Origin of the sequence: Cobetia sp. D5 (genome assembly GCF_035666195.1) — a bacterium.
GTDB classification, from domain to species: Bacteria; Pseudomonadota; Gammaproteobacteria; order Pseudomonadales; family Halomonadaceae; genus Cobetia; species Cobetia amphilecti.
This window is the reverse complement of sequence record NZ_CP142020.1, coordinates 4,137,418-4,151,997: the sequence shown is the minus strand read 5'-3', so window position 1 is coordinate 4,151,997 and position 14,580 is coordinate 4,137,418. Positions and strand designations below refer to the sequence as shown.

12 protein-coding genes are annotated in these 14,580 nt (G+C 63.7%); 4 read left to right on the top strand and 8 right to left on the bottom strand.

Annotated elements, in window-relative coordinates; all coding sequences use genetic code 11:
• Positions 1-54: 54 nt before the first annotated feature.
• Complete coding sequence (locus U0O11_RS17245; RefSeq protein WP_043331750.1) at positions 55-942, top strand: SDR family oxidoreductase; 888 nt, start codon at positions 55-57, stop codon at positions 940-942.
• A 227-nt stretch (positions 943-1,169) separates the two neighbouring features.
• On the opposite strand, the gene U0O11_RS17240 is transcribed toward U0O11_RS17245, so the two are convergent.
• The 4 genes from U0O11_RS17240 to gmk all read right to left on the bottom strand — a co-directional run bounded on the left by U0O11_RS17240 (position 1,170) and on the right by gmk (position 5,416).
• Entirely contained in the window at positions 1,170-1,559 is a 390-nt protein-coding gene (locus U0O11_RS17240; RefSeq protein WP_043331752.1) for a RidA family protein, read from the bottom strand.
• 261 nt (positions 1,560-1,820) lie between these two features.
• Entirely contained in the window at positions 1,821-3,986 is a 2,166-nt protein-coding gene (locus tag U0O11_RS17235; protein WP_192838998.1) for a RelA/SpoT family protein, read from the bottom strand.
• Positions 3,987-4,098: 112 nt separating this feature from the next.
• On the bottom strand, positions 4,099-4,350 hold the full coding sequence (gene rpoZ, locus U0O11_RS17230; protein ID WP_043331755.1) for a DNA-directed RNA polymerase subunit omega: 252 nt from the start codon (positions 4,348-4,350) through the stop codon (positions 4,099-4,101).
• 409 nt (positions 4,351-4,759) lie between these two features.
• Positions 4,760-5,416: a guanylate kinase gene (gene gmk, locus U0O11_RS17225; RefSeq protein WP_303568629.1), complete on the bottom strand. Its 657-nt coding sequence runs from the start codon at positions 5,414-5,416 to the stop codon at positions 4,760-4,762.
• A gap of 611 nt (positions 5,417-6,027) precedes the next feature.
• Here gmk and U0O11_RS17220 point away from each other — a divergent pair.
• Positions 6,028-7,215 carry an MFS transporter gene (locus U0O11_RS17220; protein ID WP_043331757.1) on the top strand — a complete coding sequence of 396 codons (1,188 nt, stop codon included), beginning with the start codon at positions 6,028-6,030 and terminating at the stop codon, positions 7,213-7,215.
• Positions 7,216-7,353: 138 nt separating this feature from the next.
• Here U0O11_RS17220 and U0O11_RS17215 read toward each other — a convergent pair whose 3' ends face one another.
• Positions 7,354-8,391 carry a GlxA family transcriptional regulator gene (locus U0O11_RS17215; RefSeq protein WP_324690882.1) on the bottom strand — a complete coding sequence of 346 codons (1,038 nt, stop codon included), beginning with the start codon at positions 8,389-8,391 and terminating at the stop codon, positions 7,354-7,356.
• 265 nt (positions 8,392-8,656) lie between these two features.
• Here U0O11_RS17215 and U0O11_RS17210 point away from each other — a divergent pair, with 265 nt between their 5' ends.
• Together U0O11_RS17210 and U0O11_RS17205 are read left to right on the top strand one after the other, a co-directional pair.
• On the top strand, positions 8,657-10,312 hold the full coding sequence (locus U0O11_RS17210) for a BCCT family transporter (RefSeq protein ID WP_324690880.1): 1,656 nt from the start codon (positions 8,657-8,659) through the stop codon (positions 10,310-10,312).
• Positions 10,313-10,566: 254 nt separating this feature from the next.
• Positions 10,567-12,147 (top strand): BCCT family transporter, encoded by a 1,581-nt coding sequence (locus U0O11_RS17205; protein WP_153636711.1) that lies wholly within the window; start codon positions 10,567-10,569, stop codon positions 12,145-12,147.
• A 96-nt stretch (positions 12,148-12,243) separates the two neighbouring features.
• Here U0O11_RS17205 and U0O11_RS17200 read toward each other — a convergent pair whose 3' ends face one another.
• From U0O11_RS17200 to U0O11_RS17190, 3 genes are all read right to left on the bottom strand, one after another.
• Complete coding sequence (locus tag U0O11_RS17200; RefSeq protein WP_054556341.1) at positions 12,244-12,672, bottom strand: organic hydroperoxide resistance protein; 429 nt, start codon at positions 12,670-12,672, stop codon at positions 12,244-12,246.
• A gap of 99 nt (positions 12,673-12,771) precedes the next feature.
• A complete protein-coding gene (locus U0O11_RS17195; protein ID WP_324690877.1) occupies positions 12,772-13,629 on the bottom strand; it encodes a DUF3883 domain-containing protein in 858 nt (285 codons plus the stop codon).
• 24 nt (positions 13,630-13,653) lie between these two features.
• On the bottom strand, positions 13,654-14,517 hold the full coding sequence (locus U0O11_RS17190; RefSeq protein WP_107335803.1) for a YicC/YloC family endoribonuclease: 864 nt from the start codon (positions 14,515-14,517) through the stop codon (positions 13,654-13,656).
• Positions 14,518-14,580 lie beyond the last annotated feature (63 nt).

Here is a 14,580-nt window from a genome sequence, read left to right as displayed (position 1 = left end):
GGCATCCTGGGATGCGGTGGGTACCGATTCGTTTTACCAAGGAGCACGGCAAAGGTGAAGAAGACGAGTCTCATCCTCGGTTGTGGCGACGTTGGCAGCGCGCTGGCGCGCGAACTGCTCAAGGCCGGTCAGCATGTCATTGGTGTCAGGCGCGATGTGTCCAAGCTTGCGGATCTCGGCATCGAGACGCTGGCATTGGACATCACTGCCGAAGGTGCACTGGCCAGCTTGCCAGATGCCGACACGGTGGTACATGTGCTGAGCGCCGACCGTTTCGACGAAGAGGCCTATCGCGCCGCTTACGTCGACGGCATTCGGGCGCTGGTGACGGAGCTCGAGTCGCGCGCCAAACCGCCGACCCGCGTGCTGTTCGTGTCCTCGACCTCCGTCTACGCCCAGAAGGATGGCGAGGAAGTCGACGAGCAGTCGCCCACCGATGCCACCAGCTTCTCGGGCCAGTTGATGCGCGAAGGCGAGCAGGCACTGCTCGATTCCTCGCTCAACGGCACCGTGGTGCGCTTCTCCGGCATCTACGGGCCGGGCCGCGACATGCTGATCCGCCAGGCGCGTGATGGTCGCATCGCCGCCAGCAACCCGCCACTCTACTCCAACCGCATCCACCGTGACGACTGCGCGGGCGTGCTGGCGCACCTGATCGCGCTGAGCCTCGAGGGCAAGCCGGTCGAGCCGATCTATCTGGCCACCGACTGCGATGGCGCACCGCTGCACGAAGTGATGGCCTGGTTGGCGCGTCAGCTCAAGGTCGAGTCCACCGAGGTGATCCAGTCACCGCTGCGGCGGCGTTCCAGCAAGCGCTGCGGCAATGCCCTGTTGCTCGAGAGTGGCTACACCTTCCGTTACCCGACCTTCCGCGAAGGCTATGCCGAGGTGCTCAAGGAGCACGGCGTGACGGTGCCGAAGAGCGAATTGTCGGGCCGCTGATCACCGCCGCTTTCACTTATCCACATGTGGTTGCGCGCCGAGCCGCTCAACCGGGTGTGGATAAGTTGCTTGCCGAGACTGGCTGACGAGCGGCCAGTTATTGAGTGACGCAGTGCCCAGGCGAAGCGCCAACTGACAGTGCCCGCCCCGGAATCCCGGGGCGGGCACTGTCGTCTCTGCGTCAGTCACTTCTCGCGGGTGACCTGCCATCGTCAGTGAGCGGGTGCTCAGTCACCGATGACCATCACGCCTTCGGCTTCGAAGGCCACGCCCTTGGGCAGCGCCTTGACGCCAACCGCGGCACGCGCCGGGAAGGGCGCGGTGAAGAACTCTTCCATCACCGCGTTGACGCGCGCGAAGTCGTCCAGATCGGTCAGGTAGAGGTTGAGCTTGACGATGTCGCCCAGGCTGCCGGCGGCTTCTTCGCACACGGCATTCAGGTTGGTGAAGACCTGACGCGCCTGCGCCTCGATACCGCCTTCGACGACTTCCATCGTCTGCGGGTCCAGCGGAATCTGGCCGGACAGATAGACGGTGTTGCCCGCCTTGATCGCCTGGGAATACGGACCGATGGCAGCAGGGGCCTTGTCGGTGTTGATGATCGCGCGATTGCTCATGACATGCTCCTTGTGACTGCGCTCAAGCCTTGCCGGTTGCGAGTGTTGTGCGGTGGCGGCCTTCAGCAGCGGGTTGCGATTGTGGTTATAGGGCCTCGCCGTCCACGGCGAGTTCGGTCGCGGTCAAGGTCCTGCACTGCAGTCAGCCTTGACCGCGACACGGGTGTTCAGAAGAACGTGTCCGATGGCCGCTCTGCGGCAGCCTTGAAAACAAAAACCGCGCCGCCCGCCAGTGGCGGACGACGCGGCCAGTACGGTAGATCAGCTGAGGACGCGGGTGATTCGCTCCACGTGCAACAGGTTGCGCATGCGCTTGATGATGCGCGCCAGATGAATGCGATCACGCACGGCCAGCGTCAGATTGACGATGGCCAGATGGGCGTCGCGTTCCTCGATACCGATGCGCTCGATATTGGCTTCGGCATCGGTGACCAGTTCTGCAAGCTCGGCGATCAGGCCGCGCTGGGTCTGTGCCTCAATACGCAGCGCCACCGTGAAGTCGCCTTCGACCTGATCGGCCCAGGTCAGCGGGAAGACGCGTTCCGGGTCGCTGGCCAGTTCGGTGATGTTGCTGCATTCCTGACGATGGACCACCAGCCCCTTGCCGGCCGACAGATGGCCCATGATCGGCTCGCCGGGCAGCGGGTGACAGCAGCGCGCGTAGCTGGTGACCATGCTGTTGCCACCGCTGACCTGCATCGGGCTGTTGCCACTGTTCTCCGCCTGGACGTTGCCGTCCTTGGCCGAGAACTTGGGCTGCTGCGCCGTGGCGCTGGTCGTGTCGCTTAGAAGGCTCTGGGCCACGCTGTAGGCGGCGCGGGTGCCGAGCCCGATGGACTCGAGCAGATCATCACGCCCACCTTCCAGCTCCAGCTCCGCGGCCAGCGTATCGAGACGCCTGGGCGGCAGTTGCTCGAGGGAAGAGTCCAGCCCGGAGAGCGCCTTGTTGAGCAGACGCTGGCCCAGGGTCACGGATTCGCTGCGCTGCTGATGCTTGAGGTAATGGCGCACGGCAGAGCGCGCCTTGGCCGTGGTGACGAAGTTGAGCCACGCCAGATTGGGCTTGGCGCCCGGCGCGGTGATGACTTCGACGGTCTGGCCACTCTCCAGCGGCGAGGATAGCGGTGCCAGATGACGATCGATGCGGCAGGCGATACAGCTGTTGCCGACATCGGTGTGCACCGCATAGGCAAAATCGACCGCCGTCGCACCGCGCGGCAATTCCATGATGTCGCCCTTGGGGGTGAACACGTAGGTATCGTCGGGGAAGAGGTCGTTCTTGACGTGCTCGATGAACTCGAGCGAGTTGCCGGCATGGCGCTGCATCTCGAGCAGACCCCGCACCCATTCGCGGGCACGCGCATGGCTGCCGGCGCCGATGGGACGGTCGGTCTGGCCGGCCTTGTACAGCCAGTGCGCCGCGATGCCGTTGTTGGCCATCGCTTCCATCTCGCGGGTACGGATCTGTACCTCGATGGGCATGCCGTTCATGCCGAACAGCGTGGTGTGCAGACTCTGGTAGCCGTTGGCCTTGGGGATCGCGATGTAATCCTTGAAGCGACCCGGCACCGGCTTGTAGAGATTGTGCACCACGCCGAGGATGCGATAGCAGCTGTCTACGTCATCGGTGATGATGCGGAAGCCGAACACGTCCATCAATTCATTGAAGGGCTTCTGCTGGTCACGCATCTTGCGATAGATGGACAGCAGATGCTTCTGACGGCCGATCACCGAACCGGGCAGCTGATCGCGCTCCAGCGCGTTCTGCAGACTGGCCTGGATCTCGCGCATCAGGGTGCGACGATTGCCACGCGCGGCGGTGACGGCACGCTTGATGCGTTCGGAACGCATCGGGTGCAGCGCCTGGAAGGAGAGGTCTTCCAGCTCGACGCGAATGGTGTTGATACCGAGACGGTTGGCGACGCGGGCGTAGATCTCGAGCGTCTCACGGGCGATGCGACGCTTCTTCTCGGGGCGCAGGGCACCGAGGGTACGCATGTTGTGGAGACGGTCGGCCAGTTTGACGATGATGACGCGGATGTCCTGGGACATCGCCAGCACCATCTTCTGGAAGTTCTCGGCCTGGGCGACGGCCTTGTCCTCGAAGGTGATCTGGGTCAGCTTCGAGACGCCATCCACCAGCAGGGCGACGGGTTCGCCGAACTGGCCTGCCAGTGCCTCGAAGGTCACGCTGGTGTCTTCGATGACATCGTGCAGCATGGCGGCCATCAGGCTCTGATGGTCCATGTGCATATTGGCGAGAATGTTCGCCACCGCCAGCGGGTGGGTCACATAGGGCTCACCGGAACGCCGGCGCTGGCCATCGTGGGCCTGCTCGGCGTAGTAGAAGGCGCGCCTAACCTGACGGATCTCTTCCTCGGGAAGATAACCGCCCAGGCGGTCTGCCAGGTCATCGATCGTGAACATTCAGCGGCCTTGGCTCAGAGTGATTCCGGGCCCGCACCCCGTGCTCCGGCCGCGAGGGCGGGAGTGGCAGAGGTGCGGAAGCACACATGCAGTCGGCAGGTTGAGCGTGGGCTCAGTCTTCGATCTGCGGCATTACCGGCTTGCGCTGGATCGGAGCTTCGACCGGCTCGTTCAGGATGTCACGACCGACCAGACCGGCCGCCACTTCGCGCAGGGCGAGGACGGTGGGCTTGTCGTTTTCCCACGGCAGTTGGGCGTTGCGGCTGCCGCGTGACAGCTGACGGGCACGACGAGTGGAGATCATCACCAGCTGGAAGCGGTTGTCGACGTTCTCGAGGCAATCTTCTACGGTTACGCGAGCCATGGCGGTGCACCTATCAATAGCGGGATATTCGGGGTTCGCTGTCGGCGTGTAATCAGCGCAGAGTGCCGCGACCGCTAGGGGTCACTTACCCTGATCATCTGACAGTATCTCGCACACGACGCAAGCACAATGCCGCTGAGCCGGCCCGCCAGGGGCGAGACGGCTCAGCGGCCAATGATTCTGAAAGGGAATCGAGTCTACTCGACGCCGTTGTTGCATGACAAGTCAGGCGCGATCAACTCCTTCGCCTGGCGCGTCTGTCGGCGGCGTACGCGACCACAGCGCGCATGATCAGGACGAAAGCCGGCAAGTCCTGCCCGACTGTCAGGCTGTCCGAACTGCTGTCAGAACGGCCGGCCGCGCGGCTGACTGAGCGTCTGACCGAGCAGCCGGATTCCCGCCGCCGTCATCAGTCGGCCAGCAGGGAATCGAGCAGTGCCGCGTGGCGATGCTGCACGCGCGGCAGACGCGCACGCTGGGCATTGACGAGTCCGCACAGCTCGTCGAGAGCCTGCTCGAAGTCATCATTGATGACGATCAGGTCGTATTCGTCGTAGTGGGACATCTCGCTGACCGCATCGCGCATGCGACGCGCGATCACGTCCTCGCCATCGGTACCACGGCCGGACAGACGCTGGAGCAGCGCTTCACGCGACGGCGGCAGGATGAAGATGGAGACGGCTTCCGGCACCTGGGCGCGCACTTGCTGGGCGCCTTGCCAATCGATCTCGAGGATGACGTCCTCGCCCTTGCTCAGGCGAGCTTCGACCGCCGGACGCGAGGTGCCATAGAAGTTGTCGAAGACCTGGGCGTGCTCGAAGAAGTCGCCCTGCTCGATCATGGTCTTGAAGTGATCGACATCCACGAAGTGGTAGTTGACGGCATCCTGCTCGCCCGGGCGCTGGCCGCGGGTGGTGTGCGAGACGGACACGCCGATACCGTCCATGCGCTCCAGCAGTGCCTTGACCAGGGTGGTCTTGCCGGCGCCGGACGGCGCGGAAATGATGTAGAGCGTGCCACGTGCGTTGCTGGCCGCCGAGGAAGATGCTGAAGAAGTCGAAGACATGGAAGTGATCCGCTTGCTGTCGCTGAATCGCGGCATTATCGCATAATCCACCCCGCTTCCGCTGCACGCGCGCATGACAGTCCCGTGATGCAATGTTGCAGCTCGGGCATCACAGTTGTCGTCGCGAAGTGGCTGGGTTGGCGTGGCGTTATCTGCAACAATGGTCGTATATTTCAGTTATCACTCAAGCGTCGGCCAGTTCTCGCGTCAGCAAGTTCTCGCGCCGGCCTGGGGTCTTGAAGGGACACAGGGTTTGCCGCCGCCTCGCCACGCTGGCCTGAGCTTGCGCACTCCCGTGATTCCCCTCGCGCCTTGCCAGACGAGGTTCGTGAACCGTCCTTCGCAAGCCGCGTACATAAGTCGATAGAGCAGCGCCAGACGTGCCGCAGGCCTCCGCCAGAGAGGCCGCGCACGAGCGCATCACCCGTTACCTGTCCCGCGCGCCATTCATTCCCGCCCTCCGGCTGATGATGAATGGCGCGCGGTCTTTTGCCCTGCGTAGCGCCAGCCATGCGCGGGCAATGTCAGCCGTGGCCTGCCCCTGACAGCGGCGCCATGGCTGAGTACGGCCACGGGTGATACCCCCTTTTCAAGTTTCAGGAGACCCGGACATGTCTGCCTCCCCCGTTGCGCGCCATCCGCGCATCGCCGAACTGGCGCTGGCGCTCGGTGCCTTTGCCATCGGCACTACCGAATTCGTGATCATGGGCCTGATGCCCAATATCGCGGCGGACTTCAATGTGTCCTCGCAGCAGGTCGGCTACGCCATCAGTGCCTATGCGATGGGCGTGGTGGTCGGTGCGCCCCTGATCTCGGCGCTGGGCGCACGCCTGCCGCGTCGCGGGCTGCTGATCGGCCTGATGCTGCTGTTCGCGGTCAGCAACGTGGCCAGCCTGCTGGCACCGTCGCTGACCAGCTTTGCCGCGCTGCGCTTCATCGCCGGCCTGCCGCATGGTGTCTATCTGGGCGTCGCGGCCCTGGTGGCGGCGGATGCTGCCCCCGCCGGTGAGCGCGGACGGGCCGTCGGTCGCGTGATGATGGGCCTGACGGTGGCGATTCTGATCGGGGCGCCAGCGGCGACCTGGTTCGGCAGCCTGTTCGGTTGGCATTCCGCCTTCCTCGTCGTCGGCCTGCTGGCGCTGGCCACGGCGGTGTTGGTGCGCGGCTTCGTGCCCTATCAGGCCGGCAATCAGGACGCGACCCCGCTCACCGAGCTGGCAGCGCTGATCAAGCCGCGGGTGCTCTATACCCTCGGCATCGCCTGCATCGGTTTCGGCGGCATGTTCAGTGTCTACAGCTATGCGGTGGAGACGCTCAACGTCCAGGCCGGGCTGTCCCAGAACCTGGTGCCGATGGTGCTGGCCGTCTTCGGGGTAGGCACCATCATCGGCAACCTGATCGGTAGCCGTGCCGCGGATATCGACCTGATGCGCACCATTCCTGCCGTGCTGATCTGGAGCGCGCTGGTGCAGGGCGGCTTCTACTTCGCCGCCGATGGTGTCTGGAGCGGCATCCTGTTCGTCGGGCTGGTCGGTACTGGCATCGGGCTGGCACCGGCGCTGCAGATGCGCCTGATGGATGTGGCGGAAGACGCCCAGACCATGGCGGCGACGCTCAATCATGCGGCCTTCAACATCGCCAATGCGCTGGGCGCCTGGTGTGGCGGCATGGCCTTCGCCTATGGCCCGTCGCATTCCTCCATCGGCCTGGTCGGGGTGGCGATGGCCATCGCGGGCTTGATCGTCTTCCTGCTCGGGCAGCGTCATGAGCGCCGCGAGCTGCAGACGGCTTCTGCCTGATGTGGGCCTGAAGCGGGGCAAGAACCCCCCGTGAGCACAAGCCGCAACGAAACAACGCCGCCCTTCGGGGCGGCGTTGTTTCGTTGCGGTGGCGGAAAGTCTGTGGAACAGCACCGGCACGTCAGCAACAGGGCACCGTCAGCGCTGCTGACGCGCGCGCGTCGGCGACATGCCGAAGTAATCGCGGAAGCAGTGGCTGAAGTGGGTGGTGCTGACGAAGCCACAGGCCACGGTGACCTCGGTGATGCTGGCGTTGCCCTGTGTCAGCAGCTGGCGTGCCCGGGTCAGGCGCAGCTCCAGATAGTAGCGCGAGGGCGTGGTATCCAGATGGCGGGTGAACAGGCGCTCGATCTGGCGGCGTGACAGCGTCACGCAGTGTGAGATCTCGCTCATGCTCAAAGGCTCCTCGAGGTTGTTGCTCATCAGCTCGAGGATGGTGCGCAGTGCCTCCGGGTGCTGGCTGTCCGGCGCGGGCAGCGTCTGGTCCGGATGCCAGGGACTGGGTGTCGCGGGGCGCTCGCAGGCGAGGATTTCCTCGACACTGCGCGCCAGGTCATCGCCGTGACGCTGGCGCATGGCTTCCAGCATCATGTTCAGGGCGCTGCCGGCATTGGTGCAGCTGAAGCGCGCCGCTTCCACCACCAGCGGGGCGCGTGACAGCTCCAGCTGGGGGAATGACTCGCTGAACAGCGCCGCATTCTCGGGATGGATGGTGCAGCGATGGCCCGCCATCACGCCGGCGGCCGCCAGAAAGTAGCTGCCATTCCACAGGCTGCCGAGGCGACAGCCCTGGTGGTCGGCTCGCCGCAAGACCTCGCTCAGCAAGGGAATCTCGTCCAGCTGCACCCGGTAGCCGCCGCACACGATGATCATGTCGATCTGCGCCTGCCCCAGCGACTCGAGCCCAGCGCTGGCCATGATGTCGATGCCCAGATCACTGCGTACGCTGCCCGCCGTCACCCCGAAGGTGTGAATGCAATAGAAGGGGATATCGCGGAGCAGATTGGCCGTGACCAGCACATCGAGGGCGCTGGTGAAGGCGGGCATCGAGAAATGCTCTAGGAGAATGAAGGCGACATTGAGCGGTGCGCTCTGGGCACAGGTCACGTCCTTGAGCAGATGCTGGTTGCGACGCTTCATCGCGGGGGTGAAGTCGCGGCGACGGGGCGAGGTCATGGCTTGCGTTCGTTGCAGGGGCCGCGAGCGGCAGTGGATCGAAGGCGGCCGGGAGGGCGGCCACCGTGAGACTCCATCCTCGCAGCTGCGCGCTCCCGCGGCGAGCCTCTCGCTGGCGGTTACGGGGTGGCAGGCATGTAATGAGGCTGTTGGCTTGATGATACGTCGCGTTACATGGGTGTAAAAACAATCACTTGTGTCATATTCGGCGCTTTCTCGCCTGTTAGACTGCCCCGTCACTCAGATCATGCCCCGAGGCTGACTAATGACGGATACCACCCGGACTGCCTTGTCCGGCTCCGCAACCCAAGCAGCTCCCCTTTCCGATCACGCCGCATCTCTTGCTGATCACACCGCATCCTCTCCTGATCAAGCCGCATCACTTCCTGATTCCGAGCTCACAGCGCTCAACAGCTCCCGCAGTCTGGACTGGCCGGTCTTCCTCCTCAGTGGAGGCGTGATGGCGCTGTTCGTCGCCGCCGCGCTCATCGACCTGGACGGCGTGTCGGCCCTGATCAATCACGCCTTCGACTTCTCGACCACCTACTTCGGCGCCTATTGGCAGGGCTTGATGATCGTGACCTTCCTCGTCGCCGTCGGCATGACCTTCGGGCGCACGGGGCGCGTGGTATTGGGCGGGTTGGCGACGCCTGACATCTCCACGCCGCGCTGGATGGCGACCATTCTGTGCACCCTGCTGGCCGGTGGTGGCGTGTTCTGGGCCGCCGCAGAGCCCATCGCGCACTTCGCCTCGCCGCCGCCCGTCTTCGGGCCGGAGGCACCGGTCGGCAATCTCGATGCGGCCTACAATGCGCTGGCGCAGAGCTTCATGCACTGGGGCTTTCTCGGCTGGGCGGTGCTGGGCAGTCTGACGGGCGTCGTCTTCATGCACCTGCACTATGAGAAGGGCTTGCCGCTCAAGCCACGCACCTTGCTCTATCCGCTGCTCGGAGAACGCGTGATGCGTGGGCCGATCGGCGCGCTGGTCGATGCCTGCTGCGTACTGGCCGTCATCGCGGGCACCGTGGGGCCGGTCGGGTTCCTCGGTATCCAGGTCAGTTACGGGCTCAATGCGCTGTTCGGCATTCCCGATACCTACGCGACGCAACTGGTGCTGCTGGCCATCCTGACCCTCGTCTACACCCTGTCCGCCGTCAGTGGCGTGATGCGTGGCATCCAGTTCCTGAGCAGTGCCAACGTGCTGATCGGCGGCGCGATGCTGTTCTTCATCGTGCTCTTCGGGCCGACCGAATTCCTGCTCAAGGCCTTCCCGCTGGGCATGGTCGACTACCTGGACAATATCGTGCCGATGGCGGTCTTCCGCGGCGACAGCGGCTGGCTGGATAGCTGGACGCTGTTCTTCTGGGGCTGGTTCATCGGCTTCGGTCCGCTGATGGCGATGCTGGTCGCACGTATCTCGCGGGGGCGTACCCTGCGCCAGATGGTGCTGTTGATCACCATCCTGTCGCCGCTCGCGACCTGTCTCTGGTTCACCATTCTCGGCGGCAGCGGCCTGGCCTTCGAGCTGGAAAACCCGGGCAGCGTCTCCGGCCCGTTCAGCGGCTTCAATCTGTCGGCGGCCTTGATCGCCATCACTCAGCAGCTGCCGTTCGGCTTCATCATGTCGGTGCTGTTCCTGATTCTGTCGGCGCTGTTCGTGGCCACGACCGGGGATTCGATGACCTACGCCATCTCGATGGTGATGAGTGGGCACGACAACCCGCCACGCAGCGTGCGCGTGTTCTGGAGCCTGATCATGGGGGTCGTGGCGGCGATCCTGATCTCGATGGGCAATGGCGGCATCAATGCGCTGCAATCCTTCATCGTGGTGACCGCGGTGCCTGTCTCGCTGGTGCTGTTGCCCAGTCTGTGGAATGCCCCACGTATCGCGCGGCAGATGGCGCGTGAGCAAGGGCTGTAACTGGCTGATGTGAAAAAGGCCGCCCACTCGGGCGGCCTTTGCATGTCGTCATGCACGGATCAGCCTGGCATGGCCGCAAGATGGCAGCCGAGGGAGGTCATGAGTTGTTATCACCGATGCCCGGATGTAAAACGGCTGTAGGCTTGGTGATACGTCGCGTTACATGGGTGTAAAAACAACGGCTTGTGTCATAGTTCAGCGTTTTACGGCTGATACACTGCACCGTCACTCAGATCATGCCCAGAGGCTGACTAATGACGGATTCTTCCCGGACTGTTTCGTCCGGCTCCGCCACACCGGTAAATCCCCCCGCTGAACCCGCACACACCCCGCAAGGTATCGACTGGCCCGTCTTCATCATCAGTGGTGGCGTATTGGCAGTGTTTGCCATCGCCGCATTGGTGGATCTCGACGCTGTCTCCGCGCTCATCCAGAGTGCCTTCGGTGTCTCGACCCAATACTTCGGTGCCTACTGGCAAGCGCTGATGCTGGCGACCTTCGTCATCGCCATCGTGCTGACCATCGGCCGTACCGGACGGGTGCGCATGGGCGGGCTGGCGGCGCCAGATATCTCGACGCTGCGCTGGATGGCCATCATCCTGTGCACGTTGCTGGCGGGTGGTGGTGTCTTCTGGGCAGCGGCAGAGCCGATCGCTCACTTCACCTCGCCGCCGCCGGTATTCGGCGCGGACGCCCCGACGGGCAATGCCGATGCCGCCTACAACGCGCTGGCGCAGAGCTTCATGCACTGGGGCTTTCTGGCCTGGGCGATGCTCGGCAGCCTGACCGGCATCATCTTCATGTACCTGCACTACGAGAAGGGCCTGCCGCTCAAGCCGCGCACGCTGCTCTATCCGCTGTTCGGCGACCGCGTCATGCGTGGCCCCATCGGTGCGCTGGTCGATGCCTGCTGCGTGCTGGCAGTGGTGGCCGGTACCGTCGGCCCCATCGGCTTCCTCGGCCTGCAGGTCAGCTATGGCCTCAATGCGCTGTTCGGCATTCCCGATACCTACGCGACCCAGCTCACGCTGCTGCTCGTACTGACCGTCATCTATACCCTGTCGGCCGTCAGCGGCGTGACCCGTGGCATCCAGTTCCTGAGCAGCACCAACGTCCTGCTCGGCGGCGCGCTGCTGCTGTTCATCCTGATCATGGGCCCGACCGGCTTCCTGCTCGAAGCCTTCCCGCAGGGCCTGGTGCGCTACGTCGGTGACTTCGTCGCCATGTCTTCCTTCCGGGGTGACGATGGCTGGCTGAATGGCTGGACGCTGTTCTTCTGGGGCTGGTTCATCGGCTATGGTCCGCTGATGGCGATGTTCGTGGCGCGTATCTCGCGTGGCCGCACCCTGCGTCAGATGGTGCTGCTGATCGCGGTCATCTCGCCGCTGGTCACCTGCCTGTGGTTCACCATCATTGGTGGCAGCGGCTTGGCCTTCGAGCTGAGCAACCCGGGCAGCGTCTCCGGTCCGTTCACCGGCTTCAATCTGCCGGCAGCGCTGATCGCCATCACCCAGCAGCTGCCGTTCGGCTTCACCATCTCGGTGCTGTTCCTGGTGCTGACCACGCTGTTCGTCGCCACTACCGGTGACTCGATGACCTACGCGGTCTCGATGGTGATGAGTGGCCACGACAATCCGCCGCGCGGCGTGCGCGTGTTCTGGAGCCTGATGATGGGCGTGGTCGCGGCGCTGCTGATCTCGATGGGCGATGGCGGCATCAACGCGCTGCAATCCTTCATTGTCGTCACCGCCGTGCCGGTGTCGCTGATTCTGCTGCCCAGCCTGTGGAACGCTCCGCTGATTGCCCGCCGCATGGCGCGCGAGCAGGGCGTTTGATCAGCCCCCACGCTCGCAAGCCATGCGCGTCTCGCACCATCCAAAACGCCGCCCCGAGGGGCGGCGTTTTCGTGTCTGGCGATCAGTCGTCAGCCATCAGACGCTGACGTTCAGCGTCACATCGATGTTGCCACGCGTCGCGTTGGAGTACGGGCACACCTGATGCGCCTTCTCGACCAGCGCGTCCGCCTCGGCCTTGTCCATGCCCGGCAGGCTGATATCCAGCGCCACCTCGATACCGAAACCGGCCGGAATCTGGCCGATGCCCACCTTGCCGGTGATCTCCAGGCCTTCCGGCAACGTCACGCCGTCAGTGCTGGCCACGTGCTTCATGGCACCGATGAAGCAGGCAGAGTAACCCGCCGCGAACAGCTGCTCCGGGTTGGTACCTTCACCGCCACCACCACCCAGCTCCTTCGGTGTGCTCAGGGTGACATCCAGCGCCCCATCGGAAGAACGCGACTTGCCCTCACGACCCCCAGTGGTAGTGGCTTCTGCACGGTACAGCACTTGTTCGATAGACATGCCTGACTCCTTGAGCGGAAAAGCCCTCAGCCGAGGGATGGAAACAAGATGGCGCCTGTCGGGCAGAGTTTCAATTGCTGAGGGACGGGTGCCAGATATTCACAGCAGGTGCGCGCGATAGCTCTGCGGGTTGAGCGTCAATTGCGGGTAGAGGTCGCCCCTCAAGCAGTACATGTTGGGCTGGGTTAAGAAGCTAAAGATGCGGAAAAGATGGTAGTGCTCAGGATTGGCTTGCGAGCACTTGAGTTCATTTGGCGTGATGAAAAAAGCGCACTCTTTGGCAAATGCCGTTGTCTTCACCTCGATCCAACGCTCTCGTCCATCCGCATCAAAGGACAGGACGTCATAGCCCAAGCCATCGCCCTGGGTTTCCGCCACATGCTCGACCTTCTCGGCCAGCGATGTGTGGCCTTCTTTTCTAAGGCGCATCTTCTCAAAGGCCACCACAAAGCGCTCGCCGGCACTCCCCAGTGCATGGTTGCGGGCTTCTCGCGCCAGGTAGTCGCGCTTAACCGGCGTGGGCGTCGCGTAACCCTGCTTGGCTTCTTGCACGCTGGTCTGAGGCGTCTTAGATTCCGGTGGCGTGACAATGATGGAAGTATCTTTGGGGGCCGGTGCATCAATGACCGGCCGGTCTGCTGCATTGCGTGCTGCCTGATCGAATAGCTCAGTACGCAGTAGGTGGCGTTCAACAACATCGACCAGCATGCCCTGATAGTTACTCCTCGGCTTGTAGCCGTTGATATAGGGGCAGTCGGCATCGCGCAGCACGGCACTGATATTTTGGTGCTTAAATTCGATAGAAGCCTTTGAGCGATTATTTAATTTCTCGGCAAGCTCACGATTGTGGTCCTTTTTCACGTAATGCTGGCCGCAAAGTTCTGCAACCAGCATCTTCTTGTACGTTTCGACAATCGCTGTGACTTCTTCACCACTCCATGGTTCGGGTCTGCTCATCCGGCTAACTCCTTTGGCGGGATATCACTCGATATTCTGAATCTGCTCGCGCATCTGTTCGATCAGCACCTTGAGCTCGACGGCGCAGCGGGTGGTGTCGGCGACGACGGACTTGGAGGAGAGGGTGTTGGCTTCGCGGTTGAGTTCCTGCATCAGGAAGTCGAGGCGGCGGCCGATGGGGCCTTTCTGGGTGAGCTGACGACGGACTTCGCCGACGTGGGTGTCGAGGCGGTCGAGTTCTTCGTCGACGTCGGCTTTCTGGGCCATCAGGGTCAGTTCGGCTTCCAGGCGTTGCGGGTCGAGGGTGGCGCGGACTTCTTCGAGGCGAGCGAGCAGGTTCTCGCGCTGACGGGCGAGGATGTCGGGCATCAGGCGGCGGACTTCGGCGACGTGGGTATCGACGCCATCGAGGCGTGCGCTGATCAGCTCGGCGAGGCGTTCGCCTTCGCGGGCGCGGCCTTCGATGTGCTCGTCCAGCGCGCGCTTGAACAGGCTGAGGGCATCGGCCTTGATGCGTTCTTGATCGGCGCCTTCGCGCACCAGCACGCCGGGGTAGTCGAGCAGGGCGAGGCGTGAGGGCTGCGGGGCGTCCGGGCAGTGCTGGCCGACTTCGGCGAGCACGCGGCTGAGTTCACCCAGGCGTCTGGCATCGACGGCGAGGCTGTCGGCACCGGCTTCGGCGTCAAAGCGCAGCGAGAGTTCGACCTTGCCGCGGTTGAGGCGCTTGCGCAGGCCTTCGCGGAAGGCGCTTTCGAGTTCGCGCAGGCTGTCGGGCAGGCGGAAGTGCGGTTCGAGATAGCGCTGGTTCACCGAGCGCAGCTCCAGCGTCAGGGTGCCGTAGTCGGCTTCATGGGTCTGGCGGCTGAAGGCGGTCATGCTGTGGACCATGACGTGCTCCTTGTCGGTTGGCTGTCAGAAGAGGGGCGGTGCATGAGCGACCGCGCTGATAGC